The organism is Azotobacter vinelandii CA, assembly GCF_000380335.1.
In the GTDB taxonomy this organism is placed as follows: Bacteria; Pseudomonadota; Gammaproteobacteria; order Pseudomonadales; family Pseudomonadaceae; genus Azotobacter; species Azotobacter vinelandii.
This window is the reverse complement of record NC_021149.1, coordinates 3,914,676-3,940,100: the sequence shown is the minus strand read 5'-3', so window position 1 is coordinate 3,940,100 and position 25,425 is coordinate 3,914,676. Positions and strand designations below refer to the sequence as shown.

At 65.7% G+C, this 25,425-nt stretch carries 23 protein-coding genes; all 23 read left to right on the top strand.

Translation table 11 applies throughout. From position 1 onward, the window contains the following. The first annotated feature begins 82 nt into the window (after nucleotides 1-82). Nucleotides 83-1,435, top strand: coding sequence for an RIP metalloprotease RseP (gene rseP, locus AVCA_RS17705; RefSeq protein WP_012702407.1), 1,353 nt, complete (start codon nucleotides 83-85; stop codon nucleotides 1,433-1,435). Between the two features lie 73 nt (nucleotides 1,436-1,508). Continuing rightward, nucleotides 1,509-3,887: an outer membrane protein assembly factor BamA gene (gene bamA, locus AVCA_RS17700; RefSeq protein WP_012702406.1), complete on the top strand. Its 2,379-nt coding sequence runs from the start codon at nucleotides 1,509-1,511 to the stop codon at nucleotides 3,885-3,887. A 45-nt stretch (nucleotides 3,888-3,932) separates the two neighbouring features. Next, on the top strand, nucleotides 3,933-4,436 hold the full coding sequence (locus AVCA_RS17695) for an OmpH/Skp family outer membrane protein (RefSeq protein WP_012702405.1): 504 nt from the start codon (nucleotides 3,933-3,935) through the stop codon (nucleotides 4,434-4,436). Nucleotides 4,437-4,438: 2 nt separating this feature from the next. Beyond that, on the top strand, nucleotides 4,439-5,506 hold the full coding sequence (gene lpxD / locus AVCA_RS17690) for a UDP-3-O-(3-hydroxymyristoyl)glucosamine N-acyltransferase (RefSeq protein WP_012702404.1): 1,068 nt from the start codon (nucleotides 4,439-4,441) through the stop codon (nucleotides 5,504-5,506). Between the two features lie 37 nt (nucleotides 5,507-5,543). Continuing rightward, entirely contained in the window at nucleotides 5,544-5,984 is a 441-nt protein-coding gene (fabZ, locus tag AVCA_RS17685; RefSeq protein WP_012702403.1) for a 3-hydroxyacyl-ACP dehydratase FabZ, read from the top strand. Beyond that, the gene (lpxA, locus tag AVCA_RS17680; protein WP_012702402.1) at nucleotides 5,981-6,757 is read left to right on the top strand and encodes an acyl-ACP--UDP-N-acetylglucosamine O-acyltransferase; all 777 of its coding nucleotides are present in this window, start codon (nucleotides 5,981-5,983) and stop codon (nucleotides 6,755-6,757) included. The genes fabZ and lpxA overlap by 4 nt, the downstream gene beginning before the upstream one ends. Before the next feature lies 1 nt (nucleotide 6,758). After that, on the top strand, nucleotides 6,759-7,901 hold the full coding sequence (gene lpxB, locus AVCA_RS17675; protein ID WP_012702401.1) for a lipid-A-disaccharide synthase: 1,143 nt from the start codon (nucleotides 6,759-6,761) through the stop codon (nucleotides 7,899-7,901). Continuing rightward, on the top strand, nucleotides 7,901-8,524 hold the full coding sequence (gene rnhB / locus AVCA_RS17670; RefSeq protein ID WP_012702400.1) for a ribonuclease HII: 624 nt from the start codon (nucleotides 7,901-7,903) through the stop codon (nucleotides 8,522-8,524). The genes lpxB and rnhB overlap by 1 nt, the downstream gene beginning before the upstream one ends. Before the next feature lie 81 nt (nucleotides 8,525-8,605). After that, nucleotides 8,606-12,136 carry a DNA polymerase III subunit alpha gene (gene dnaE, locus AVCA_RS17665; protein ID WP_012702399.1) on the top strand — a complete coding sequence of 1,177 codons (3,531 nt, stop codon included), beginning with the start codon at nucleotides 8,606-8,608 and terminating at the stop codon, nucleotides 12,134-12,136. Nucleotides 12,137-12,278: 142 nt separating this feature from the next. Further along, nucleotides 12,279-13,229 (top strand): acetyl-CoA carboxylase carboxyltransferase subunit alpha, encoded by a 951-nt coding sequence (locus AVCA_RS17660; RefSeq protein WP_012702398.1) that lies wholly within the window; start codon nucleotides 12,279-12,281, stop codon nucleotides 13,227-13,229. A 131-nt stretch (nucleotides 13,230-13,360) separates the two neighbouring features. Continuing rightward, nucleotides 13,361-14,668, top strand: coding sequence for a tRNA lysidine(34) synthetase TilS (gene tilS / locus AVCA_RS17655; RefSeq protein ID WP_012702397.1), 1,308 nt, complete (start codon nucleotides 13,361-13,363; stop codon nucleotides 14,666-14,668). Between the two features lie 162 nt (nucleotides 14,669-14,830). Next, nucleotides 14,831-16,462, top strand: coding sequence for a CTP synthase (locus AVCA_RS17650; protein ID WP_012702396.1), 1,632 nt, complete (start codon nucleotides 14,831-14,833; stop codon nucleotides 16,460-16,462). A gap of 3 nt (nucleotides 16,463-16,465) precedes the next feature. Then, nucleotides 16,466-17,311: a 3-deoxy-8-phosphooctulonate synthase gene (gene kdsA, locus AVCA_RS17645; RefSeq protein ID WP_012702395.1), complete on the top strand. Its 846-nt coding sequence runs from the start codon at nucleotides 16,466-16,468 to the stop codon at nucleotides 17,309-17,311. Between the two features lie 40 nt (nucleotides 17,312-17,351). Next, the gene (eno, locus tag AVCA_RS17640; protein WP_012702394.1) at nucleotides 17,352-18,641 is read left to right on the top strand and encodes a phosphopyruvate hydratase; all 1,290 of its coding nucleotides are present in this window, start codon (nucleotides 17,352-17,354) and stop codon (nucleotides 18,639-18,641) included. Nucleotides 18,642-18,758: 117 nt separating this feature from the next. Continuing rightward, nucleotides 18,759-19,046: a cell division protein FtsB gene (ftsB, locus tag AVCA_RS17635; protein ID WP_012702393.1), complete on the top strand. Its 288-nt coding sequence runs from the start codon at nucleotides 18,759-18,761 to the stop codon at nucleotides 19,044-19,046. Further along, nucleotides 19,043-19,753: a 2-C-methyl-D-erythritol 4-phosphate cytidylyltransferase gene (gene ispD / locus AVCA_RS17630; protein ID WP_012702392.1), complete on the top strand. Its 711-nt coding sequence runs from the start codon at nucleotides 19,043-19,045 to the stop codon at nucleotides 19,751-19,753. Before ftsB ends, ispD begins: the two co-directional genes overlap by 4 nt. A gap of 220 nt (nucleotides 19,754-19,973) precedes the next feature. Beyond that, a complete protein-coding gene (locus tag AVCA_RS17625; RefSeq protein ID WP_012702390.1) occupies nucleotides 19,974-21,089 on the top strand; it encodes an S-(hydroxymethyl)glutathione dehydrogenase/class III alcohol dehydrogenase in 1,116 nt (371 codons plus the stop codon). Nucleotides 21,090-21,152: 63 nt separating this feature from the next. Further along, the gene (gene fghA / locus AVCA_RS17620; protein WP_012702389.1) at nucleotides 21,153-21,998 is read left to right on the top strand and encodes an S-formylglutathione hydrolase; all 846 of its coding nucleotides are present in this window, start codon (nucleotides 21,153-21,155) and stop codon (nucleotides 21,996-21,998) included. A 69-nt stretch (nucleotides 21,999-22,067) separates the two neighbouring features. Beyond that, nucleotides 22,068-22,541, top strand: a complete 474-nt coding sequence (gene ispF, locus AVCA_RS17615; protein WP_012702388.1) for a 2-C-methyl-D-erythritol 2,4-cyclodiphosphate synthase — start codon at nucleotides 22,068-22,070, stop codon at nucleotides 22,539-22,541. Continuing rightward, nucleotides 22,538-23,596 (top strand): tRNA pseudouridine(13) synthase TruD, encoded by a 1,059-nt coding sequence (truD, locus tag AVCA_RS17610; protein ID WP_012702387.1) that lies wholly within the window; start codon nucleotides 22,538-22,540, stop codon nucleotides 23,594-23,596. Before ispF ends, truD begins: the two co-directional genes overlap by 4 nt. Continuing rightward, nucleotides 23,584-24,333 (top strand): 5'/3'-nucleotidase SurE, encoded by a 750-nt coding sequence (surE, locus tag AVCA_RS17605; RefSeq protein ID WP_012702386.1) that lies wholly within the window; start codon nucleotides 23,584-23,586, stop codon nucleotides 24,331-24,333. Before truD ends, surE begins: the two co-directional genes overlap by 13 nt. Continuing rightward, the gene (locus AVCA_RS17600; RefSeq protein WP_012702385.1) at nucleotides 24,333-25,013 is read left to right on the top strand and encodes a protein-L-isoaspartate(D-aspartate) O-methyltransferase; all 681 of its coding nucleotides are present in this window, start codon (nucleotides 24,333-24,335) and stop codon (nucleotides 25,011-25,013) included. The genes surE and AVCA_RS17600 overlap by 1 nt, the downstream gene beginning before the upstream one ends. A 204-nt stretch (nucleotides 25,014-25,217) precedes the next feature. Beyond that, the gene (locus AVCA_RS27300; protein WP_367888945.1) at nucleotides 25,218-25,403 is read left to right on the top strand and encodes an undecaprenyl phosphate translocase family protein; all 186 of its coding nucleotides are present in this window, start codon (nucleotides 25,218-25,220) and stop codon (nucleotides 25,401-25,403) included. Nucleotides 25,404-25,425 lie beyond the last annotated feature (22 nt).

Genomic DNA, 25,425 nt, shown 5'->3' with positions numbered 1-25,425 from the left:
GGGCGAGGATTCGCCAGCCTGTTCCGGCCCCCCTCACCGCGACTTGCGTCCGGCCTCATGGTCGCCGGACCGGAGGAGTTCAATGAACGCCCTGTACATGATCATCGGCACCCTGATAGCGCTCGGAGTGCTGGTCACCTTCCATGAGTTCGGCCATTTCTGGGTCGCCCGTCGCTGTGGCGTCAAGGTATTGCGCTTTTCCATCGGCTTCGGCATGCCCTTGCTACGCTGGCACGATCGGCAGGGAACCGAGTTCGTGATCGCTGCGATTCCCCTGGGCGGTTATGTCAAGATGCTCGACGAGCGCGAGGGTGAGGTTCCCCCGGCGTTGCTCGACCGGACCTTCAACCGCCAGGGCGTCCGTCGACGCATCGCCATCGTGGCGGCCGGTCCCGCCGCCAACTTCCTGCTCGCCCTGTTGTTCTTCTGGGTGCTCGCCATGCTCGGCAGCCAGCAGTTGCGTCCGGTCATCGGCGCCGTGGAGGCGGGCAGTCCGGCGGCGGTCGCGGGAATCCAGGCCGGCGAAGAGGTTCTCGCGGTGGATGGCGAGGAGACGTCCGGCTGGGCAGCGGTCAACCTGCAGATGATTCGTCGTCTGGGGGAGACCGGCACGCTCGAGGTCACCGTGCGCGAGGCGGGTTCCAGCGTGACGGCCCGGCGTCACCTGGTCATCCGGGACTGGCTCGAGGGAGTCGATGAGCCCGATCCCATCGCGAGTCTCGGCATTCGCCCGTGGCGGCCCGCCCTGCCGCCGGTGCTGGCGCAACTGGACCCGAAGGGACCGGCACAGGCGGCCGGGCTGCGCGGCGGCGACCGCCTGCTGGCGCTCGACGGGGAGCCGCTGGATGACTGGCAACGGGTCGTCGAGCGGGTGCGCGCCCGCCCCGGCGCGCGCGTCGTCTTCCTGCTCGAGCGCGACGGTCAGCGTATCGAGCGGCCGGTCGAACTGGCGGCTCGCGGCGAAGGCGAGGCGCGCAGCGGCTATCTCGGCGCCGGCGTGGAGACGGTCGAATGGCCGCCGGAAATGCTTCGTGAGGTCCGCTACGGTCCGCTGGAGGCGGTTGGCGAGGCCCTTCGGCGGACCTGGAGCATGAGTGTCCTGACCCTCGATTCCCTTAGGAAAATGCTCTTCGGCGAGCTCTCGGTAAAAAACTTGAGCGGACCGATAACCATTGCTAAAGTGGCGGGCGCTTCGGTCCAGTCAGGGGTGGGAGACTTCCTGAATTTTCTCGCCTATCTGAGCATAAGCTTGGGGGTGCTCAATCTGCTGCCGATTCCGGTGCTCGATGGCGGGCATCTGCTTTTCTATTTCGTCGAGTGGGCCCGGGGGCGCCCCTTGTCGGAACGAGTCCAGGCTTGGGGAATGCAGATTGGGATCAGTCTTGTCGTTGGGGTCATGCTGCTGGCTTTGGTCAATGATCTGAGTCGCTTGTGATACATTGCCGAGTTTCGAAACTGCCGCGTTTCGCGGCAGTTTCTTTATTGTCAGTTGAAACAGAAAGGACTTCATGAAACGCCTGCTGCTGCCTGCGGTGGTCTTCGCCGCCATGACGATCACAGAGGTCCACGCCGAGTCCTTCACCATCTCCGATATCCGTGTCAATGGTCTGCAGAGGGTTTCTGCCGGCAGCGTATTCAGCGCCCTGCCGCTCAGCGTCGGCGATCAGGTGGACGACCAGCGCCTTGTGGAGGGTACGCGCGCACTCTTCAAGACCGGTTTCTTTCAGGATATCCAGCTTGGCCGCGATGGCAATGTCCTGGTCATCACGGTCGTCGAGCGGCCTTCCATCTCCAGCATCGAACTGGAGGGCAACAAGGCCATCAAGTCGGAAGACCTGCTGAATGGCCTGAAGCAGTCGGGACTCGCCGAGGGCGAGATCTTCCAGCGGGCCACCCTGGAAGGGGTGCGCAACGAGCTGCAGCGCCAGTACGTAGCCCAAGGCCGTTATTCGGCCTCGATCGAGACCGAGGTCGTGCCGCAGCCGCGTAACCGGGTGGCACTGAAGATCAAGATCAACGAAGGTTCGGTCGCCGCCATCCAGCATATCAACGTGGTGGGCAATACCGTCTTTTCGGACGAAACCCTGCTCAGGCTGTTCGAACTGAAGACCAGCAACCTGCTGTCCTTCTTCCGCAACGACGACAAGTACGCTCGCGAGAAGCTGTCCGGCGACCTGGAGCGTCTGCGTTCCTATTATCTGGACCGCGGCTACATCAACATGGATATCGCCTCCACCCAGGTATCCATCACTCCGGACAAGCGCCATGTCTACATCACCGTCAACATCGACGAGGGCGAAAAGTACAGTATCCGCGACGTCAAGCTCACCGGCGATCTGAAGGTGCCGCCCGAGGAGATCGAGTCCCTGCTGCTGGTCAAGGAGGGACAGGTGTTCTCCCGCAAGGTGATGACCAGTACCTCCGAGTTGATAACCCGACGCCTGGGCAACGAAGGCTATACCTTCGCCAACGTCAATGCCGTGCCCGAGCCGCATGCCGAAGACAAGACGGTTTCCGTGACCTTCGTGGTCGACCCGGGCAAGCGGGCCTACGTCAACCGCATCAACTTCCGCGGCAACACCAAGACCGAGGACGAAGTACTCCGTCGCGAGATGCGCCAGATGGAGGGCGGCTGGGCCTCGACCTACCTGATCGACCAGTCCAAGACCCGTCTCGAGCGCCTGGGCTTCTTCAAGGAGGTCAGCGTTCAGACGCCGCAGGTACCGGGCAGCGACGATCAGGTCGACGTCAACTTCACCGTCGAGGAGCAGGCTTCCGGCTCCGTCACCGCCAGCGTCGGCTTCGCCCAGAACGCCGGTCTGGTGCTGGGTGGCTCGATCAGCCAGAACAACTTTCTCGGCAGCGGCAACAAGGTCACCATCGGCCTGACCCGCAGCGAGTACCAGACCAACTACAACTTCGGCTTCGTCGATCCCTACTGGACCGAGGATGGTATCAGCCTCGGCTACAACGTGTTCTTCCGGACCACCGACTACGACGATCTGGAGGTGGATTATTCCAGCTATTCGGTGGACAGTTTCGGCTCCGGCATCAACATCGGCTATCCGATCAGCGAGACCGCGCGTCTGAGCTTCGGCCTCAGTCTCCAGCAGGATAGCATCGATACCGGAACCTACACGGTCGACGAGATCTTCGACTTCCTCGACGAGGAGGGCGAGGACTACCTGAACTTCAAGGCTTCGGCGGGCTGGTCGGAGTCGACCTTGAACCGGGGGGTGATGCCCACCCGCGGCGCTTCGCAGAGCCTGACCTTCGAAACCACGCTGCCCGGCAGCGACCTGTCGTTCTACAAGATCGACTACAACGCCCAGATGTTCAAGGCGTTGACGGACGATTACACCCTGCGCTTCCATACCAAGCTCGGCTATGGCGACAGCTTCGGTTCCACCTCGAAGATGCCTTTCTACGAGCATTACTATGCCGGCGGTTTTTCTTCCGTCCGGGGCTTCAAGGACAACACCCTGGGCGCGCGCAGTACGCCGAGCCGGGGTGAGGCCGTGACCGGCAACGAGGGGACCGAGGAGGATTCGGATCAGGACGAGCAGCCGTTCGGCGGCAACGTGCTGGTGGTCGGCGGTGTCGAGATGATGTTCCCGATGCCGTTCGTCAAGGATCAGCGCTCGCTGCGTACATCCCTGTTCTGGGATGTGGGCAACGTATTCGATACCAACTGCAGTTCCTCGCAGAAGGAACGCAACGACGACAGTTGCGATATCGACTTCAGCAACATGGCCAGCTCGGTCGGGCTGGGCGTGACCTGGGTCAGCGGCTTCGGGCCGCTGAGCTTCAGCCTGGCCGTGCCGGTCATGAAGCCCAACGACGCAGAGACCCAGGTATTCCAGTTCTCAATGGGTCAGAGCTTCTAACGGATCTGCCCTCATCACGTAAATGCTGCAAAGCGGGAGTTCATCGTGCGCAAGCTGACTCAGTGGGTTTTGTTCAGTGCTGCCCTTCTGGCGACACCGGCCTTCGCGGAAATGAAGATTGCCGTGCTCAATTATCAGATGGCCCTGCTCGAATCCGATGCGGCGAAGAAATATGCCGTGGATGCGGAGAAGAAGTTCGGGCCCCAGTTGAACAAGCTGAAAACCCTGGAGAGCGATGCCAAGCGTATCCAGGATCGCTTGGTGAAAGAGGGCGAGAAGATGCAGACCGCCGAGCGCGAGCGTCTCGAGCTCGAGTTCAAGCAGAAAGCCCGCGACTTCCAGTTCCAGTCCAAGGAGCTGAACGAGGCCAAGGCGGTCGCCGACCGCGACATGCTCAAGCTGATCAAGCCCAAGCTGGACAAGGCTGTCGAGGAGGTCATCAAGAAGGGAAGCTTCGACCTGGTGCTCGAGCAGGGCTCGGTGGTCGAGGTCAAGCCGCAATATGACATCACTCGCCAAGTCATCGAGCGCATGAACCAGATGCGTTGACGATGAGCACGCCCGCATTCACTCTCGGCGAACTGGCCGAGCGCCTCGGCGCCACGTTGCGCGGTGCGGCGGACAGAACCGTTCGCGGGCTCGCCACCCTCGAGGAGGCGGGTCCGGAGCACCTGAGCTTTCTCGCCAATCCCAAGTATCGCAAGTATCTGGGAAGCACCCGCGCCGGCGCCCTGCTGCTGACCCCGGCGGATGCCGAATCCTACGCGGGGGACGCCCTGCTGCTGGCCGATCCCTACCTGGCCTATGCGCGCTTGTCGCATCTGTTCGATCCGAAGCCCGTGGCCCCTGCCGGAGTGCACGCCACTGCCGTGGTCGCCGCGGATGCCAGCATCCATCCGACCGCCAGTGTCGGCGCCTATGCGGTGATCGAGGCCGGGGCGCGGATCGAGGCCGGGGTCAGCGTGGGTGCCCATTGCTATATCGGCGCCCGCAGCGTGATCGGCGAAGGCGGCTGGCTGGCCCCGAGGGTGACGCTCTACCACGATGTGCGGATCGGCCGGCGGGTGGTCGTCCAGTCCGGCGCGGTGATCGGTGGAGAGGGGTTCGGGTTCGCCAACGAGAAAGGCACCTGGCGCAAGATCGCCCAGATCGGCGGGGTGATCATCGGCGACGACGTGGAAATCGGCGCCAATACCACCATCGACCGCGGCGCACTGGCCGATACTCTGATCGGCAACGGCGTGAAGCTGGATAACCAGATCATGATCGCCCACAACGTGCAGATCGGCGATCACACCGCCATGGCCGGCTGCGTCGGCATTTCCGGCAGCACCAAGATCGGCAGGCACTGCATGATCGCCGGCGGCGTCGGCATGGTGGGACATATCGAGGTGTGCGACGGGGTGTTCGTCACCGGGATGACCATGGTCACCCGCTCGATTCACGAGCCGGGCGCCTATTCCTCCGGTACCGCCATGCAGCCTGCCGCCGAATGGAAGAAGAGCGTCGCCCGCATTCGCCAACTGGACGATCTGGCGCGGCGTCTGCAGCAGATGGAAAAGCGTCTGGGGGGCGTGACTTCCGACGGAGATGCTCCATCAGAGGCTGACCCACTTTGATGTGCGTCCCCAACTTTACCTACAGGCTTTCCTGGAAATGATGGACATTAACGAGATTCGCGAATACCTGCCGCACCGCTATCCTTTCCTTCTGGTCGATCGGGTGGTGGACCTTGATGTCGAGGGCCAGCGCATTCGCGCCTACAAGAATGTCAGCATCAACGAGCCGTTCTTCAACGGTCACTTTCCCCAGCATCCGATCATGCCGGGTGTGCTGATCATCGAAGCGATGGCCCAGGCCGCCGGCATCCTGGGCTTCAAGATGCTGGACGTGAAACCTGCCGACGGCACAATCTACTACTTCGTAGGGTCGGACAAGATGCGCTTTCGTCAGCCGGTGATACCGGGCGACCAGTTGATCCTCGAGGCGAGGTTCCTCAGCGCCAAGCGCAGTATATGGAAGTTCGAATGCCAGGCCCTGGTGGACGACAAGCAGGTTTGCTCGGGCGAAATCATTTGTGCGGAACGAAAGCTATGAGTTTGATCGATCCTCGCGCCATCATCGATCCGAGCGCCACCCTGGCGCCCGATGTACGTGTCGGTCCCTGGACCCTGATAGGACCGCATGTGCACATCGGCGAAGGTACCGAGATCGGTCCCCATGTAATCGTTAGAGGGCCGACCTGGATCGGCCGGCACAACAGGATTTTCCAGTTTTCCACCATTGGCGAAGACACGCCGGACCTTAAATACAAGGGCGAGCCGACCCGTCTGGTGATCGGTGACCACAATGTGATCCGCGAGGGGGTCACCATCCACCGCGGCACCGTCCAGGATCGTTCGGAAACCACTATCGGCGATCACAACCTGATTATGGCTTATGTCCACATCGGCCATGACAGCGTGATGGGCAGCCATTGCATCCTGGTCAACAACGCTTCCCTGGCCGGTCATGTGCACGTGGGCGACTGGGCGATCCTCTCCGGCTACACCCTGATCCACCAGCATTGCCAGATCGGCGCGCACAGCTTCGTCGGCATGGGCAGCGGCGTATCCAAGGATGTGCCGGCCTTCGTCACCGTCCTCGGCAGCCCGGCCCAGGCCCGCAGCATGAACTTCGAGGGCATGCGCCGGCGCGGTTTCAGCCCCGAGGCCATGAATGCGCTGCGCCGGGCCTACAAGGTCGTCTATCGCCAGGGACTGACCGTGGAGCAGGCGCTGGTGGAACTGGAGGAGTCGGCCAAGCAGTTCCCCGAGGTCGCGATCTTCCGCGATTCCGTGCGCGCCTCCACCCGTGGGATCACCCGCTGAGATGGCCGGGGTGCTGCGCGTGGCCCTGGTGGCCGGCGAGGCTTCGGGCGATATCCTCGGCGCCAGCCTGATGCAGGCCCTGAAGGCGGTTCGTCCGGATATCGAGTTCATCGGCGTCGGCGGCCCGCGCATGCAGGCCGAAGGGCTGCAGTCGTATTTCCCCATGGAGCGACTGGCGGTCATGGGCCTGTTCGAGGTACTCGGCCGTCTTCCCGAACTGCTGCTGCGTCGCCGGTGGCTGATTCGCGACCTGCTCGAAGCCCGTCCCGACCTGTACATCGGCATCGATGCCCCGGATTTCAACCTGGGAATCGAACTCCGCCTGCGTCGTGCCGGCATCCGTACCGTGCATTACGTCAGCCCGTCGGTGTGGGCCTGGCGGCAGAAGCGCGTGCTGAAGATCCGCCAGGCCTGCGACCTGATGCTCACCCTGTTCCCCTTCGAGGCGGAATTCTACGAGGCCCGGAACGTGCCGGTCCGCTTCGTCGGCCATCCGCTGGCCGACCAGATTCCCCTGCAGACCGATCGCGACGCCGCCCGGGCCGCCCTGGATCTGACGGACGGGGAAACCATCGTCGCCCTGCTGCCAGGCAGCCGCGGCGGAGAGCTGGCCCGTCTCGGCCCATTGTTCATCGAGGCCGCCGAGCGCCTGCTGGCGCTGCACGCCGGACCGCTGCGTTTCGTCGTGCCCTGCGCGAGCCCCGAGCGGCGCCGGCAGCTCGAAGAGATGCTCAGCCATACCCGCCGCGACCTGCCGGTGATGCTGCTCGACGGTCGTTCCCACGAGGCGCTGGCCGCCTGCGACGCGGTGCTCATCGCCTCCGGTACCGCAACCCTGGAGGCTCTGCTGTACAAGCGTCCGATGGTCGTGGCCTATCGCCTGGCGCCGCTGACCTACAAAGTCGCGCGGCACCTGGTGAAGACGCCGTTCTTCTCCCTGCCCAACCTGCTCGCCGGCCGGGCGCTGGTGCCCGAGCTGCTGCAGGACCGCGCGACGCCCGAGGCGCTGGCCGAGGCCTTGATACCGCTGCTGGAGATCGGCGGGGAGCAGACCGAGTGCTTCGACGCCATCCATCGCTCGCTGCGTCGGGACGCTTCGCGTCGGGCGGCCGAGTCGGTGCTCGAACTGGCGGAGCGCGCCTGATGCAGTTGGGCCTGGATTTCGGCCGGGTCGAGGCGCTGGTCGCCGGTGTCGACGAGGTCGGCCGCGGTCCGCTCTGCGGGGCGGTGGTCACCGCCGCGGTGATTCTCGATCCGGAGCGGCCGATCCTGGGACTGAACGACTCGAAAAAGCTTTCCGAAGCCCGTCGCGAGGCGCTCTCCGAGGAGATCCGCGAGAAGGCCCTGGCCTGGTGCATCGCGCGCGCCGAGGTGGAGGAGATCGACCGGCTGAACATCCTTCACGCGACGATGCTGGCCATGCGGCGTGCCGTGGAAGGGCTCGCCGTGACGCCCCGCCTGGCGCTGATCGACGGCAACCGCTGCCCTAAACTGGCGGTGCCCTGCGCGCCGGTGATCAAGGGGGACGCCCAGGTGCCGGCCATCGCCGCGGCCTCCATCCTCGCCAAGGTCGCCAGGGACCGGGAAATGCTCGTGCTGGATGCCCTCTATCCCGGTTACGGGCTGGCCCGGCACAAGGGCTATCCCACGGCCGTGCACCTGGAGGCCCTGGCCCGTCTGGGGCCGACCCCGATCCATCGGCGCTCCTTCGCGCCGGTGCGCGAGCTGCTCGACGTCGTTTCCATCCCCTGTGCCCCGACCTCCTGAGCGAGCGCCCGTCGCGAACAGTCGCCGTCGGGGCGGTTACAATCCCGTCTCTGTCGTTTTTCCGTGAGCCAAGGTCTGTCCATGTCCGTTTCCTTCGTCCACCTGCGCGTGCACACCGAGTTTTCCCTGGTCGACGGCCTGGTACGGGTCAAGCCGCTGATCAAGGCCGTGGCCGGGGCTGGCATGCCCGCGGTGGCGGTCACCGACCAGAGCAACATGTGCTCACTGGTGAAGTTCTACAAGGCGGCCATGGCGGGTGGGGTCAAGCCGATCTGCGGCGCCGATATCTGGCTGGCCAGCGCCGAGCCCGATGCTCCGCTGTCGCGCCTGACCCTGCTGGCGATGGATGCCAAGGGTTACCGCAACCTCACCGAGCTGGTTTCCCGGGGCTGGACCGAGGGTCAGCACGGCGATGGCCTGGTGATCATCCAGCGCGACTGGGTGAAGGAGGCCGCCGAAGGGGTGATCGCCCTGTCCGGGGCGAAGGAAGGGGAGATCGGCCAGGCGCTGCTCAACGGCCATGTCGACCAGGCCGCAGCGCTGCTCGAGGAGTGGCTGGCGGTGTTTCCCGAGCGCTTCTATCTGGAAGTGCAGCGTACCGGCCGGGTCGGCGACGAGGAGTACCTGCATGCCGCCGTCGAACTGGCCGATCGCTACGGCGCTCCGCTGGTGGCGACCAACGACGTGCGCTTTCTCAAGCAGGAGGACTTCGAGGCCCACGAGACCCGCGTCTGCATCGGCGAGGGACGCACCCTCGGCGACCCGCGGCGGCCGCGTAACTACTCCGACCAGCAGTACCTGAAGACCCCGGCGGAGATGTGGGAGCTGTTTTCCGACCTGCCCGAAGCGCTGGAGAACAGCGTGGAGATCGCCCGGCGCTGCAACATCGAAGTGCGCCTCGGCAAGTACTTCCTGCCCAACTTCCCGGTGCCGGCCGGCATGACCATCGACGACTACCTGCGCCAGGTGGCCTACGAGGGGCTGGAGGAGCGTCTGGCGGTGCTCTGGCCGCAGGAGACCACGCCCGACTACGCGGATAAGCGCGAGGTCTACGTCGAGCGTCTGGAGTTCGAGCTGAACACCATCATCCAGATGGGCTTTCCTGGCTACTTCCTGATCGTGATGGACTTCATCAAGTGGGCGAAGAACAACGGCGTGCCGGTCGGTCCCGGCCGCGGCTCCGGCGCCGGCTCGCTGGTCGCCTACGCGCTGAAGATCACCGACCTCGATCCCCTGGCCTACGACCTGCTGTTCGAGCGCTTCCTCAACCCCGAGCGGATCTCCATGCCCGACTTCGACGTCGACTTCTGCATGGACGGCCGCGACCGGGTCATCGACTACGTGGCCGACACCTACGGGCGCAACGCCGTGAGCCAGATCATCACCTTCGGCTCGATGGCGGCCAAGGCGGTGGTGCGCGATGTGGCGCGGGTGCAGGGCAAGTCCTACGGGCTGGCCGACCGCCTGTCGAAGATGATCCCCTTCGAGGTCGGCATGACCCTGGAGAAGGCCTACGAGCAGGAGGAGATGCTCCGCGAGTTCCTCAAGAACGACGAGGAGGCCCAGGAGATCTGGGACATGGCCCTGAAGCTCGAGGGCATCACCCGCGGCACCGGCAAGCACGCCGGCGGCGTGGTGATCGCGCCGACCAAGCTCACCGATTTCGCGCCCATCGCCTGCGATGCGGACGGCGGCGGCCTGGTCACCCAGTTCGACAAGGACGACGTGGAGGCGGCCGGCCTGGTCAAGTTCGACTTCCTCGGGCTGCGCACCCTGACCATCATCAAGTGGGCGATGGAAACCATCCACCGCGAGCAGCGGCGCCGGGGCGAAACCGAACTGGTGGACATCGACCGCATCGCGCTGGACGACAAGGCCACCTACGCGCTCCTGCAGAGGGCCGAGACCACCGCGGTGTTCCAGCTCGAATCGCGCGGCATGAAGGAACTGATCAAGAAGCTCAAGCCCGACAACATCGAGGACATGATCGCGCTGGTCGCGCTGTTCCGCCCGGGCCCGCTGCAGTCGGGCATGGTGGACGACTTCATCAACCGCAAGCATGGCCGCGCGGAGCTTTCCTACCCGCACCCCGATTACCAGTACGCGGGCCTGGAGCCGGTCCTGAAACCCACCTACGGCATCATCCTGTATCAGGAGCAGGTGATGCAGATCGCCCAGGTGATGGCCGGCTACACCCTCGGCGGCGCGGACATGCTGCGTCGCGCCATGGGCAAGAAGAAGCCCGAGGAAATGGCCAAGCAGCGCGGCGGCTTCGTCGAAGGCTGCGCGAAGAATGGCATCGATGCCGAGCTGGCGGGCAACATCTTCGATCTGGTGGAAAAGTTCGCCGGTTACGGGTTCAACAAGTCGCACTCGGCCGCCTATGGCCTGGTTTCCTACCAGACGGCCTGGCTGAAGACCCGTTATCCGGCGCCCTTCATGGCCGCGGTGCTTTCCGCGGACATGCACAACACCGACAAGGTGGTGACCCTGATCGAGGAATGCCGCAGCATGAAGCTGCGCATCGTGGCGCCGGACGTGAACAACTCCGAGTTCATGTTCACCGTCGACGACGAGGGGCGCATCGTCTACGGCCTGGGGGCGATCAAGGGCGTCGGCGAGGGGCCGGTCGAGGCCATCGTCGAATGCCGCGCCGCCGGCGGTCCCTTCACGGATCTGTTCGACTTCTGCGCGCGGGTCGATCTCAAGCGGATCAACAAGCGTACCCTCGAGGCGCTGATCCGTGGCGGCGCGCTGGACCGCCTGGGACCGTACTTCGCCGACGAGCCCAAGGCCTACCAGGCCAACATCGACCGCAACCGGGCGGTCCTGCTGGCCGCCGTGGAGGAAGCCGTGCAGGCCGCCGAGCAGACCGCGCGCAGCGCCGACAGCGGCCATCTGGACCTGTTCGGCGGGCTGTTCGCCGAGCCCGAGGCGGACGTCTATGCCAATCACCGCAACGCCCGCGAGCTGTCGCTCAAGGATCGCCTCAAGGGCGAAAAGGACACCTTGGGCCTGTACCTGACCGGCCATCCGATCGACGAGTACGAAGGCGAGGTCCGCCGCTTCGCCCGCCAGCGCATCGTCGAGCTGCGCCCGGCGCGGGAACTCCAGACGATCGCCGGACTGATCGTCAACCTGCGGGTAATGAAGAACAAGAAGGGCGACAAGATGGGTTTCATCACCCTCGACGATCGCTCCGCGCGGATTGAGGCCTCCCTGTTCGCCGATGCCTTCGCCGGCGCCCAGGCGCTCCTGCAGACCGATGCCCTGGTAGTTGTGGAGGGCGAGGTCAGCAACGACGACTTCTCCGGTGGCCTGCGCCTGCGCGCCAAGCGGGTGATGAGCCTGGAGGAGGCACGCACGGGACTGGCCGAGAGCCTGCGGCTGCGGGTCGCCAGCGAGGCGCTGGAAGGGGATCGCCTGCGCTGGCTGGCGGAGCTCTGCAGCCGCTATCGGGGCGCCTGCCCCATCACCCTGGACTACATCGGGCGCGAGGCGCGTGCCCTGCTGCAGTTCGGCGAAGCGTGGCGGATCGATCCGGCGGACAGCCTGATTCAGACGCTGCGTGACCAGTTCGGCAAGGACAACGTCTTTCTGCACTACCGCTGAGACGAATGCCGGCGGAATCATCGTGCGCGGGGATCGTTCCGGACTGCTCCGATCCTCGACGCCAGGTGCCCGATCCCGTAAGGTTGGGGCGCCAAATGGAACAGCAAACGGCCGCCTGGCCGTCGACTCAAGACGGAAACCTATGAACCCGAATTTTCTGGATTTCGAACAGCCGATTGCCGACCTGCAAGCCAAGATCGAAGAGCTGCGTCTGGTCGGCGATGACAATGCGCTGAACATCAGCGACGAGATTTCCCGCCTCCAGGACAAGAGTCATGCGCTCACCGCGAGCATCTTCGGCAACCTGACCAGCTGGCAGATCGCCCAACTGGCGCGGCATCCGCGGCGGCCCTACACCCTCGACTACCTCGAACACATTTTCACCGAGTTCGAGGAACTGCACGGTGACCGCCATTTCACCGACGATGCCGCCATCGTCGGCGGCGTGGCGCGCCTGGACGACCAACCGGTCATGGTCATCGGCCATCAGAAGGGCCGCGACGTGCGCGAGAAGGTCCGCCGCAATTTCGGCATGCCGCGCCCCGAGGGCTACCGCAAGGCCTGCCGTCTGATGGAGATGGCCGAGCGCTTCAAGCTGCCGATCCTGACCTTCATCGACACGCCCGGCGCCTATCCCGGCATCGACGCCGAAGAGCGCAACCAGAGCGAGGCCATCGCCTGGAACCTGCGGGTGATGGCGCGCCTGAAGACGCCGATCGTCTCCACGGTGATCGGCGAGGGCGGTTCCGGCGGCGCGCTGGCGATCGGTGTCTGCGACCGCCTGAACATGCTGCAGTACTCCACCTATGCGGTGATTTCGCCGGAAGGCTGCGCCTCGATCCTCTGGCGCACCGCCGAGAAGGCCGCCGACGCCGCCGAGGCGATGGGCATCACCGCCGCGCGTCTGAGGGAGCTCGGCATCGTCGACGAAGTGATCGGCGAACCCCTGGGCGGCGCCCACCGCAATCCGGCCGCCACAGCCGAAAGCGTCCGTCAGACACTGCTGGCCCAGTTGGAAAGTCTGCGTGGCCTGGATGCCGACAGCCTGCTCGAGCAGCGCTACGAGCGTCTGATGAGTTACGGCAGGGCTTGATGCGGATCGAGCGGCGCTACTCCGTTGGGAGCGGGCGAAAATACTCGGTACGTCCGGCGTCTTGCGGGTGGATGGCCCGCCGTGTGGCGGTTTCCGTTGCGCCGCGCTGAGGCTTTCCCGGTTTTCCCGGCATGACCCTGGAGTCCCGCCTGCTCGCCGCCCTGGCACCCTGGCGAGAGGCGCCGGCCTGGCGCCTGGCCTTTTCCGGCGGGCTGGATTCCAGCGTGCTCCTGCACCTGCTGGCAGGGCTCGCCCGGCATCACGCCTTGCCGCCGCTGACCGCCCTCCACGTGCATCACGGCCTGCAGAGCGTGGCCGACGACTGGCCGGAGCACTGCCGGCAGGTCTGCGCGCAGTTGGGGGTTCCCCTGGTCATTCGCCGGGTCCGCGTCGCGGCCGGCGCCAGCCTCGAGCGGGCCGCCCGCGAGGCGCGCTATCGGGCCTTCGCCGAGGCGCTCGGTGCGGATGAAGTGTTGCTGACCGCCCAGCACCTCGACGACCAGGCGGAAACGCTGCTCTTCCGCCTGCTGCGCGGTGCCGGCGTGCGCGGCCTGGCGGCCATGCCGGGGATGCGCCCGCTCGGCCGCGGCTGGCTGGTGCGGCCCCTGCTGGAGGTTTCCCGTGGCGAACTGGAGCATTACGCCGTCTCGCGGGCCCTGCACTGGATCGAGGACCCGTCCAACCGGGATCTGCGCTTTTCCCGCAACTTCCTGCGTCATCGTGTGTTGCCGTCGCTGGCCGAGCGCTGGCCGCAGGCCGTGGGCAACATGGCCCGCAGCGCGGCGCACATGGCCGAGGCGCGGGAGTTGCTGGACGATCTGGCGCAACTGGATCTGGCCGCCGCCGGGGGAGAGGGCGGTCTCCCCTGGCTCGGGCTGCCGTCGCTGGCCCTGGCGCCGTTGCTCGGGTTGTCCCCGGCGCGTCAGCGCAATGCCCTGCGCCATTGGTTGGCTCCTTTCACGGCTCTGCCGGATAGCGCCCATTGGGCGGGCTGGGAGGCGCTGCGCGATGCGGCGCCGGATGCGGCGCCGCTCTGGCGGCTGGCGGGCGGAGAACTGCGCCGGGGGACGGGACGGATCTGGTGGCTTGCCGGGGACTGGCTGCGTCCGCCCGGCGGACCGCTGGCCTGGAGCCGGCCGGCCGAGCCCCTGGCGCTGCCGGGCAACGGCTTCCTGCGCTTGCAGGGCGAGGTGCCGGACGGTCCTCTCGAAGTCCGCTACCGGCTGGGCGGCGAAGCGCTGAAGGTGCCGGGCCGCGGCCACCGCGACCTCAAGCGCCTGCTCAACGAGCGTGGGCTTCCGGCCTTCGCCCGTGGCCGCCTGCCGCTGCTCTACCGGAAGGGCGAACTGCTCGCCGTGGCTGCGCTGCCCGGCCTCGACGGGCCGGTCGACGGGGCCTGGCGGCTGCTCTGGAAACCGCCGGGCGGCGTCGAGGTTTGAGCTGAAAACCCCTTTCCGGTAGACTACGCTCCCGTCTCATATCGTTACTGCGGGCTCCGGCCAGGGAACCCGCAATGCTTTGCTGTTGTCGCACTGTGCGCAATCGCTCCTTCGCTTCCCCGGCGGCGCCGGCCGCTTAAACGCAGACTTCTAGGGTTATTCATGACGCGCTACATCTTCGTCACGGGCGGTGTTGTTTCTTCATTGGGGAAAGGCATTGCATCGGCATCCTTGGCGGCCATCCTGGAGGCGCGGGGACTGAAGGTCACCCTGCTCAAACTGGATCCCTACATCAACGTCGATCCGGGCACCATGAGCCCCTTCCAGCATGGCGAAGTGTTCGTCACCCACGACGGGGCCGAGACCGATCTCGACCTGGGGCACTACGAGCGCTTCGTGCGCACCACCATGACCCGCAACAACAACTTCACCACCGGCCGCGTCTACGAGGACGTGCTGCGCCGCGAGCGCCGCGGCGACTACCTGGGCGCTACCATCCAGGTCATTCCGCACATCACCGACGAGATCAAGCGGCGCATCATCAAGGGTGCCGGCAACGCCGACGTGGCCATGGTGGAGATCGGCGGTACCGTCGGCGACATCGAATCCCAGCCGTTCCTCGAGGCGATCCGCCAGTTGCGCCTGGAAGTCGGCGCCAAGCGCGCGATGCTGATCCACCTGACCCTGGTGCCCTACATCGCCACCGCCGGCGAGACCAAGACCAAGCCGACCCAGCACTCGGTGAAGGAACTGCGCTCGATCGGCCTGCAGCCCGACGTGCTGATCTGCCGTTCCGACCATCCGATCGACATTTCCTCGCGGCGCAAGATCGCCCTCTTCACCAACGTGGAGGAGCGCGCGGTGATCGCCTTGGAGGACGTCGACACCATCTACAAGATTCCTTCGGTGCTGCATGCCCAGGGTCTCGACGATATCGTCGTCGAGCGCTTCGGCCTGGCGTGCGGGAGCGCCGACCTTTCCGAATGGGAGCGCGTGGTCGACGCCAAGCTGCATCCGGAGAAGGAAGTCACCATCGCCATGGTCGGCAAGTACATGGAGCTGCTGGATGCCTACAAGTCGTTGATCGAGGCCATGGGGCACGCCGGCATCCAGAACCGCACCCGCGTCAATCTGCGCTACATCGACTCGGAAGACATCGAGAACCAGGGCACCGCGCTGCTGGAGGGCGCCGATGCCATCCTGGTGCCGGGCGGCTTCGGCCTGCGCGGAGTGGAGGGCAAGATCGCCGCGGTCAGGTATGCCCGCGAGAACAAGGTCCCTTACCTGGGCATCTGTCTCGGCATGCAGGTGGCGGTGATCGAGTATGCCCGCGACGTGCTGGGCTGGGCGGACGCCAACTCCACCGAGTTCGACAAGTCCTGCGGCCATCCGGTGGTCGGCCTGATCACCGAGTGGCAGGACGCCACCGGTGCCACCGAGGTACGCAGCGAGTCTTCCGACCTGGGCGGCACCATGCGCCTCGGGGCTCAGGAGTGCCAGTTGGAGGCGAACTCGCAAGTGCGCCAGTGCTACGGCAAGGACGAGGTCGTCGAGCGCCACCGCCATCGCTACGAGGTCAACAACAACCTGCTGCCGCACCTGATCGAGGCCGGCCTCAAGGTCACCGGCCGTTCCGGCGACGGCGCCCTGGTGGAAGTGATCGAGGTGGCCGACCATCCCTGGTTCGTCGCCTGCCAGTTCCACCCGGAGTTCACCTCCACCCCGCGCGACGGCCATCCGCTGTTCAGCGGTTTCGTCAACGCTGCGCTCGCGCAGAAAGCCCGGAAGGCCTGAACCATGACCCAGAAAACTATCCGAGTCGGCGACATCGAGATCGCCAACGACAGGCCCATGGCGTTATTCGGCGGGATGAACGTGCTGGAGTCCCGCGACCTGGCGCTGAGGGTCTGCGAGGAGTACGTGCGGGTCACCGGCAAGCTCGGCATTCCCTACGTCTTCAAGGCCAGCTTCGACAAGGCCAACCGTTCCTCGATCACCTCCTTCCGCGGCCCCGGCCTGGAGGAGGGCATGCGGATCTTCGAGGAGGTGAAGAAGGCCTTCGGCGTGCCGGTGCTCACCGACGTGCACGAGCCCTGGCAGGCGGCGCCGGTGGCGGAGGTCTGCGACATCCTGCAACTGCCGGCCTTCCTGTCCCGGCAGACCGACCTGGTGGTCGCCATGGCCAAGACCTCCGCGGTGATCAACATCAAGAAGGCCCAGTTCCTCGCTCCGCAGGAGATGCAGCACATCCTGCGCAAGTGCGAGGAGGCCGGCAACGACCAGTTGATCCTCTGCGAGCGCGGCACCTCCTTCGGCTACAACAACCTGGTGGTCGACATGCTCGGCTTCGGCATCATGAAGCAGTTCGAATACCCGGTGTTCTTCGACGTGACCCATGCCCTGCAGATGCCGGGCGGGCGCGCCGACTCCGCCGGCGGCCGCCGCGCCCAGGTCACCGACCTGGCCAAGGCCGGTATCAGCCAGGGGCTGGCCGGATTGTTCCTCGAGGCCCATCCGGACCCCGATAACGCCAAGTGCGACGGTCCCTGCGCCCTGCGCCTGGACAAGCTCGAGCCCTTCCTCGCCCAACTCGCGCAACTGGACGCGCTGGTCAAGAAATTCCCGCCAATCGAAACAGCTTGAACCCTGTCGCTTGCAGTTATCTATGGAGTGTTGAACAACAATGGCAAAGATCGTCGACATCAAGGGACGCGAAGTGCTCGACTCCCGTGGCAACCCCACCGTGGAAGCCGACGTGATTCTCGACAATGGCATCATCGGCAGCGCCTGCGCTCCGTCCGGCGCCTCCACCGGTTCCCGCGAGGCGCTGGAACTGCGTGACGGCGACAAGGCCCGCTATCTGGGCAAGGGTGTGCTGAAGGCCGTGGCCAACGTCAACGGCCCCATTCGCGACCTGCTGCTGGGCAAGGACCCGGCCGACCAGAAGGCGCTCGACCGGGCGATGATCGAACTGGACGGCACCGAGAACAAGGCCAGCCTGGGCGCCAACGCGATCCTCGCCGTGTCCCTCGCCGCCGCCAAGGCGGCCGCCAAGGACAAGGGCGTGCCGCTCTATGCGCACATCGCCGACCTGAACGGCACCCCGGGCGTCTACTCCATGCCGGTGCCGATGATGAACATCATCAATGGCGGCGAACATGCCGACAACAACGTCGATATCCAGGAGTTCATGGTGCAGCCGGTCGGCGCCAAGAGCTTCGCCGAAGCGTTGCGCATGGGCGCCGAGATCTTCCACAACCTCAAGGCCGTGCTGAAGGCCCGTGGCCTCAACACCGCGGTGGGCGACGAAGGCGGCTTCGCGCCGAACCTGAGTTCCAACGAGGATGCCCTGGCCGCCATCGCCGAGGCGGTCGGCAAGGCCGGCTACAAGCTGGGCAGCGACGTGACCCTGGCCCTGGACTGCGCCTCCAGCGAGTTCTACAAGGACGGCAAATACGATCTGGCCGGCGAGGGCAAGACCTTCGATGCCGCCGGTTTCGCCGACTATCTGGCCGGCCTGACCCAGCGCTACCCGATCATTTCCGTCGAAGACGGCATGGACGAGTCCGACTGGGCCGGCTGGAAGGGGCTGACCGACAAGATCGGCGCCAAGGTGCAACTGGTCGGCGACGACCTGTTCGTGACCAACACCAAGATCCTCAGGGAGGGCATCGAGAAGGGCATCGCCAACTCGATCCTGATCAAGTTCAACCAGATCGGTTCCCTGAGCGAGACCCTGGAGGCCATCCAGATGGCCAAGGCCGCTGGCTACACCGCGGTGATCTCGCACCGTTCCGGCGAAACCGAGGACAGCACCATCGCCGACCTGGCCGTGGGCACCGCTGCCGGCCAGATCAAGACCGGCTCGCTGTGCCGTTCCGACCGCGTGTCCAAGTACAACCAGCTGCTGCGCATCGAGGAGCAACTGGGTGCCAAGGCTCCGTACCGGGGGCGCGCCGAATTCCGCGGCTGAACCGCGGCATGCTGGAGAGGGGCGGCGCAAGCTGCCCCTTTTCGTGTCGGGCGAGCGAATCCATGAGCAGAGAGCGGGAGAGGCCTTCGGGCCCCGGTGCCCGAGCGAAGTGTCGACATGTCATTCCTGCGTAGTCACTACTGGCTTTTCGTCGTACTGGCCCTGCTGCTGGGGGGACTGCAGTATCGCCTGTGGGTGGGCGATGGCAGCCTGGCGCAGGTGGCGGACCTGAAGCGGCAGATCGCCGAACAGCAGGGCGAGAACAAACTCCTGCACGAGCGCAACCGGATTCTCGAAGCCGAGGTGCGCGAACTGAAGAAGGGGATGGAAACCGTCGAGGAGCGCGCCCGCCATGAACTCGGCATGCTCAAGGAAGGCGAAACCCTGTACCTGCTGACCGAATGAACATTCCCGATTTGCCATTCTTCTGGGCCGTGATCCCGGCCGCCGGTATCGGCAGCCGCATGCGTGCCGATCGTCCCAAGCAATATCTGCCGCTCGGCGGCAGGACCATTCTCGAACATACCCTCGACTGCTTCCACGGCCACCCCCGGCTGAAAGGGCTGGCAGTCAGCCTGGCGCAGGACGATCCCTACTGGTCGCGGCTGCCGTGCGCCGCCGATGAGCGCATCCTGCGCGCCGCCGGTGGCCGCGAGCGCGCCGATTCGGTGTTCAACGCCCTGCAACTGCTCGCCGCTCGGGGCGCGGATGCCGCGGACTGGGTTCTGGTGCACGACGCCGCACGGCCGAATCTGGCCCGCGTCGATCTGGATCGGCTGCTGGCCGAACTGGCCGACGATCCGCTGGGCGGGCTGCTGGCGGTGCCGGCGCGGGACACCCTGAAGCGCGCCGATGCCGACGGCCGGGTGCGCGAGACCGTGGATCGCTCGACGATCTGGCAGGCCTATACGCCACAGATGTTCCGCCTGGGGGCCTTGCGCCAGGCTCTGGACGATGCGCTGCGGGCAGGCGTGGCGATCACCGACGAGTCCTCCGCCATGGAATGGGCCGGGTACGCCCCTCGGCTGATCGAGGGGCGAGCCGACAACCTGAAGATCACCCGCCCGGAGGACCTGCTCTGGCTGCAGCAGGTCTGGACCCGAAAGCGCTAGCGTGGGCTCCGGGTCGTCTCGGTATCTTCCGTCAGGCGCTGGGCGGGAGGGCCGGATATATTCGTTTAATGAATGACGATGAAGCAGGAATATGTAAAAAGTTTATCATGCCAAGGCCGGTTGCCTGTCGTCCACCGACCGGGCTGCGGCAGGATGGAACCCTTGGTTGCCGCCGCCTTCCGTTAGACTTTGGATTTTTCAGCTCATCGAGAACGCATTCATGACCATCAAATCTCGTGCCGCCGTGGCTTTCGGCCCGAACCAGCCGCTGCAAGTCGTCGAAGTGGACGTGGCGCCGCCGAAGAAGGGCGAGGTGCTGGTGCGCATCGTCGCCACCGGTGTCTGCCATACCGATGCCTACACCCTGTCGGGGCAGGACTCCGAAGGTGTCTTCCCCTGCATTCTGGGCCACGAAGGAGGCGGCATCGTCGAGGCGGTGGGCGAGGGCGTGACCTCCCTGCAGGTGGGCGATCATGTGATTCCGCTGTATACCGCCGAATGCCGCGAGTGCAAGTTCTGCAAATCCGGCAAGACCAACCTGTGCCAGGCGGTGCGCGCCACCCAGGGCAAGGGCCTGATGCCGGACGGCACCACCCGCTTCAGCTACCAGGGCCAGCCGCTCTACCACTACATGGGCTGTTCGACCTTCTCCGAGTACACCGTGCTGCCGGAGATCTCCCTGGCGAAGATTCCCGAGGACGCACCGCTGGAGAAGGTCTGCCTGCTCGGCTGCGGGGTGACCACCGGCATCGGTGCGGTGCTCAACACCGCCAAGGTCACCGAGGGCTCTAGCGTGGCGATCTTCGGCCTGGGCGGCATCGGTCTGGCGGCGATCATCGGCGCGAAGATGGCCAAGGCCTCGCGGATCATCGCCATCGATATCAACCCGGCCAAGTTCGAGGTCGCCGGGCAACTGGGCGCCACCGACTTCGTCAACCCGAAGGATCACGACAAGCCGATCCAGGAAGTCATCGTCGAGATGACCGACGGCGGCGTGGATTACAGCTTCGAGTGCGTCGGCAACGTGCAACTGATGCGCGCGGCCTTGGAGTGCTGCCACAAGGGCTGGGGCGAGTCGACCATCATCGGCGTGGCCGGGGCCGGCCAGGAGATCAGCACCCGACCGTTCCAACTGGTCACCGGACGGGTCTGGCGCGGCAGCGCCTTCGGCGGCGTGCGCGGCCGCACCGAACTGCCGAGCTATGTGGAGAAGGCGCAGAAGGGCGAAATCCCGCTGGATACCTTCATCACCCACAATCTTCCCCTGGAGCGGATCAACGAGGCCTTCGACCTGATGCACGAGGGCAAGAGCATCCGTACCGTCATCCACTTCTGAGCGAGCGCGCGTCCACGTTCCGGCGTGGACGTTCCATTCCGCGATATTGCTCAGGGAGCACCCATGACCCTCGAACTGCTCTCCAGCCAGAAAAGCTTCGGCGGCCGCCACGACCGCTACCGTCACCGCTCCGCTACCCTGCAGTGCGACATGGCGTTCGCCGTCTACCTGCCACCGCAGGCGGAGCGGGGTGGCCGGCTGCCGGTGCTCTACTGGCTGTCGGGGCTGACCTGCACCGACGAGAACTTCATGCAGAAGGCCGGCGCGCACCGGCTCGCCGCCGAACTGGGATTGGTGCTGGTCGCCCCGGACACCAGCCCGCGCGGCGCCGGAGTGCCGGGCGATCCGGATGGCGCCTGGGATTTCGGCCATGGCGCCGGCTTCTACCTGAATGCCACCCAGGAGCCCTGGGCGCGGCACTACCGCATGCACGATTACGTGGTGCACGAATTGCCGGCCCTGATCGAAGCCAGCTTCCCGGTGAGCGATCGGCGCGGCATCAGCGGCCACTCCATGGGCGGCCATGGCGCGCTGGTCTGCGCCCTGCGCAATCCGGGGCGCTACCGTTCGCTGTCGGCCTTCGCGCCGATCGCCAACCCGATCAACTGCCCCTGGGGGGAAAAGGCCTTCAGCCGCTATCTGGGTGCGGACCGCGAAACCTGGAAAGGCTGGGACGCCTGCGAACTGCTCGCCGGGGCCCGGGAACGTCTGCCGATCCTGGTGGATCAGGGCGACGCCGACGGCTTCCTCGCCGACCAGCTCAAGCCCGAGGCTCTGCGGGTCGCGGCCAGCGCCGCCGGACATCCGCTGACCCTGCGTCTGCAGCCCGGCTACGACCACAGCTACTACTTCATCGCCAGTTTCATCGACGACCACCTGCGCCATCATGCCGTCGGGCTGAATCCGTAGGCGCAGGCTGGCTCCCACCGGGGGCGAGTCCTGTAGAATCGCGGCCCGACTTTCCAGGGCGTTCCTATCATGCGTATCGGACACGGCTATGACGTGCACCGTTTCGCCGAGGGTGATTTCGTCACTCTCGGCGGGGTGCGGATTCCTCATCGTTTCGGGCTGCTCGCCCATTCCGACGGCGACGTGCTGCTGCACGCGCTCTGCGACGCGCTGCTCGGCGCCGCGGCGCTGGGCGATATCGGCCGGCATTTCCCTGACACCGATCCTCGCTTCAAGGGTGTCGACAGTCGCGTGCTGCTGCGCCATGTCGTGGCGCTGGTGCGGGAAAAGGGCTGGCGGGTCGGCAATGTCGACGCCACCATAGTCGCGCAGGCGCCGAAAATGGCTCCGCATATCGAACGCATGCGTCTGTCGATCGCCGAAGACCTGCAGGTCGGCGTGGAGCAGGTCAACGTCAAGGCCACCACCACCGAAAAGCTCGGCTTCACCGGCCGCGAGGAAGGGATCGCCGTGCATGCGGTGGCCCTGTTGCTGGCGCTATGAGCGAGTCCGAACTGCTCGGTCCCAGGGCATATGGCGAAGCCTGCGGCCAGGCACTGCTCAAGGCCTGCGCCGAGGACTTCCAGGTCGACGAGGTGCTGGACATTCCCCTGAGTGGGCAGGGCGAGCATCTCTGGTTGTGGGTGGAAAAGCGCGGGCTGAATACCGAGGAGGCGGCTCGGCGCCTGGCCCGTGCCGCCGGGATGCCGCTGAAGGCGATCAGCTATGCCGGTCTGAAGGATCGCCAGGCGCTGACCCGCCAGTGGTTCAGCCTGCACCTGCCGGGCAAGGCCGATCCCGACCTCGTGGCCGCGGAGGACGACAGCCTGCGTATCCTCGAGCGTGTCCGCCACTCGCGGAAACTGCAACGTGGTGCCCACGCGGCCAACGGTTTCAAGCTGCGGCTGACTCGCCTCGCCGCCGATCGTCCGGCGCTGGATGCGCGTCTGGAGCAGCTCCGCCGCCAAGGAGTGCCCAACTACTTCGGCCTGCAGCGTTTCGGCCACGACGGCGGCAATCTCGCCGAGGCCAGGGCCTTCGCCGTGCGGCGGGAACTGCCTGCGCAACGCAACCTGCGCTCGCGTCTGCTCTCGGCAGCGCGCAGCTATCTGTTCAACCGGGTGCTGGCCGAGCGGGTCGCGGTAGGCGACTGGAATCGGGCGCAGCCGGGAGACCTGCTGGCTTTCACCGACAGCCGCAGTTTCTTCCCGGCGGGCGTGGAGGAGTGCGCCGACCCGCGCCTGGCACTGCTCGACCTGCATCCCACCGGCCCGCTCTGGGGCGCGGGCGGCTCCCCGGCCGGCGCGGCGACCAAGGTGCTGGAGGATGCCGTCGGCCGGTGCGAGGCGCCACTCGGCGACTGGCTGGGGGAAGCGGGCATGCTGCACGAACGGCGCATCCTGCGCCTCCCCATCGACCGGCTGGCGTGGCATTATCCCGCCATCGACATCTTGCAACTGGAATTCGTCCTGCCGGCCGGCTGCTTCGCCACTGTCGTGGTCCGCGAGCTCGTCGATCTGTGGCCGGCAGGCTTAATGGACACTTCATGCGTATTCTGATCGCCAACGACGACGGGGCCCTTGCTCCCGGCATAGCCGCGCTTCACGATGCCCTGGCCGACATGGCCGAATGTGTGGTCGTCGCTCCCATCAAGGACATGAGCGGAGTCAGCGGTTCGCTGACCCTGGACCGGCCGCTGCACCCGCAGCTACTGTCGAACGGCTTCATCGCCCTCGACGGAACCCCTACCGATTGCGTCCACCTGGGACTCAACGGTCTGCTGGACCCGGTTCCGGACATGGTGGTGTCCGGCATCAACCTGGGGGCCAACCTGGGGGACGACGTGCTCTATTCGGGGACCGTGGCAGCCGCCATCGAGGGGCGCTTCTGCAAGCGGCCGGCCTTTGCCTTCTCGCTGCTTTCGCGCGAGCCGGACAACCTGCCGGCGGCCGCGCATATCGCTCGTACCCTGGTCGAGCACCACGAGCGGCTCGCACTGCCGCCGCGCACCGTGCTCAGTGTGAACATTCCCAATCTTCCCCTGGAGCGCATCCGCGGTATCCGCCTGTGTCGCCTCGGCCACCGCGCCCGGGCCAAGGCACCGGTCAAGATGGTCAATCCGCGCGGCAAGGAGGGCTACTGGATCTCGGTTGCCGGCGACGCCGAGGATGGCGGACCGGGAACCGATTTTCATGCCGTGATGCAGGGGTACGTCTCCATCACCCCGCTGCAACTCGATCGTACCTTCCACGAAGCCTTCGCCGGCCTCGACAGTTGGCTGGAGGACTTGCTCTGATGCGCCTCCGGCCCGACGACCTGTCGCACAGCGGCATCGGCATGACTTCGCAGCGTACCCGCGAGCGTCTGATCCAGCGTCTCTACGAGGAGGGCTTGTCCAGCGCTCCAGTGCTCGAGGTGATCCGCCGCACGCCACGCCATCTGTTCGTCGACGAGGCCCTGGCGCACCGGGCCTATGAGGACACGGCGTTGCCGATCGGCCACAACCAGACGATTTCCCAGCCCTACATGGTAGGACGCATGACCGAATTGCTGCTCGGCGGCGACCGCCTGGACAAGGTGCTCGAGATCGGTACCGGTTCGGGTTATCAGACAGCGGTATTGGCGCAACTGGTGGAGCGGGTGTTTTCCGTCGAGCGGATCCAGGCGCTGCAGGAGCGAGCCAAGGAGCGGCTGCTCGAACTCAATCTGCGCAATGTGGTCTTTCGCTGGGGCGATGGCTGGGAGGGCTGGCCGGCGCTGGCTCCTTACAACGGCATCATGGTCACGGCCGCCGCTTCGGATGTCCCTTCCGCACTGTTGGATCAACTGGCTCCCGGCGGGCGCCTGGTGATACCGGTGGGCAGCGGCGCCGAGCAACAACTGTTGCTCATCGTGCGCGAGCCCGATGGCGGCTTCCGCCGTCATGCGCTGGAGACCGTGCGGTTCGTACCCCTGCTCCAAGGTTCTTTGTTCTGACCGTTCGGATGGGCTCCGTGAAATCTTCCTTGCTGCTTTTCCTGAAGGGTGCCGCCATGGGGGCGGCGAATGTCGTGCCCGGCATTTCGGGGGGGCGGTCGCTTTCGTCGCCGGTATCTATGACGGACTGTTGCGCTCCATCGGCCGTTTGCCCGGCGCGCTGCCGCTACTGTTGCGCGAGCCCGTCCGCACCGGCCTGGCAGTGTGCCTGCGATCTTGCTGCTGATGCTTCCGAGCGGCATCCCGGACAAAGTGTTCAGCCTGGCACGCCCGGTCACCTGGCTGCCGGAGCATCGGTCGATCCCGCTCCGGTCGTTCTTCTTCGGGTTGATCCTGGTATCGAGCAGGCCGGTCGGGCGTCGCCGGCCGGCAGGTAACTTGGCCGAGTAATCGGGTTCGTCGAAATTCCAGA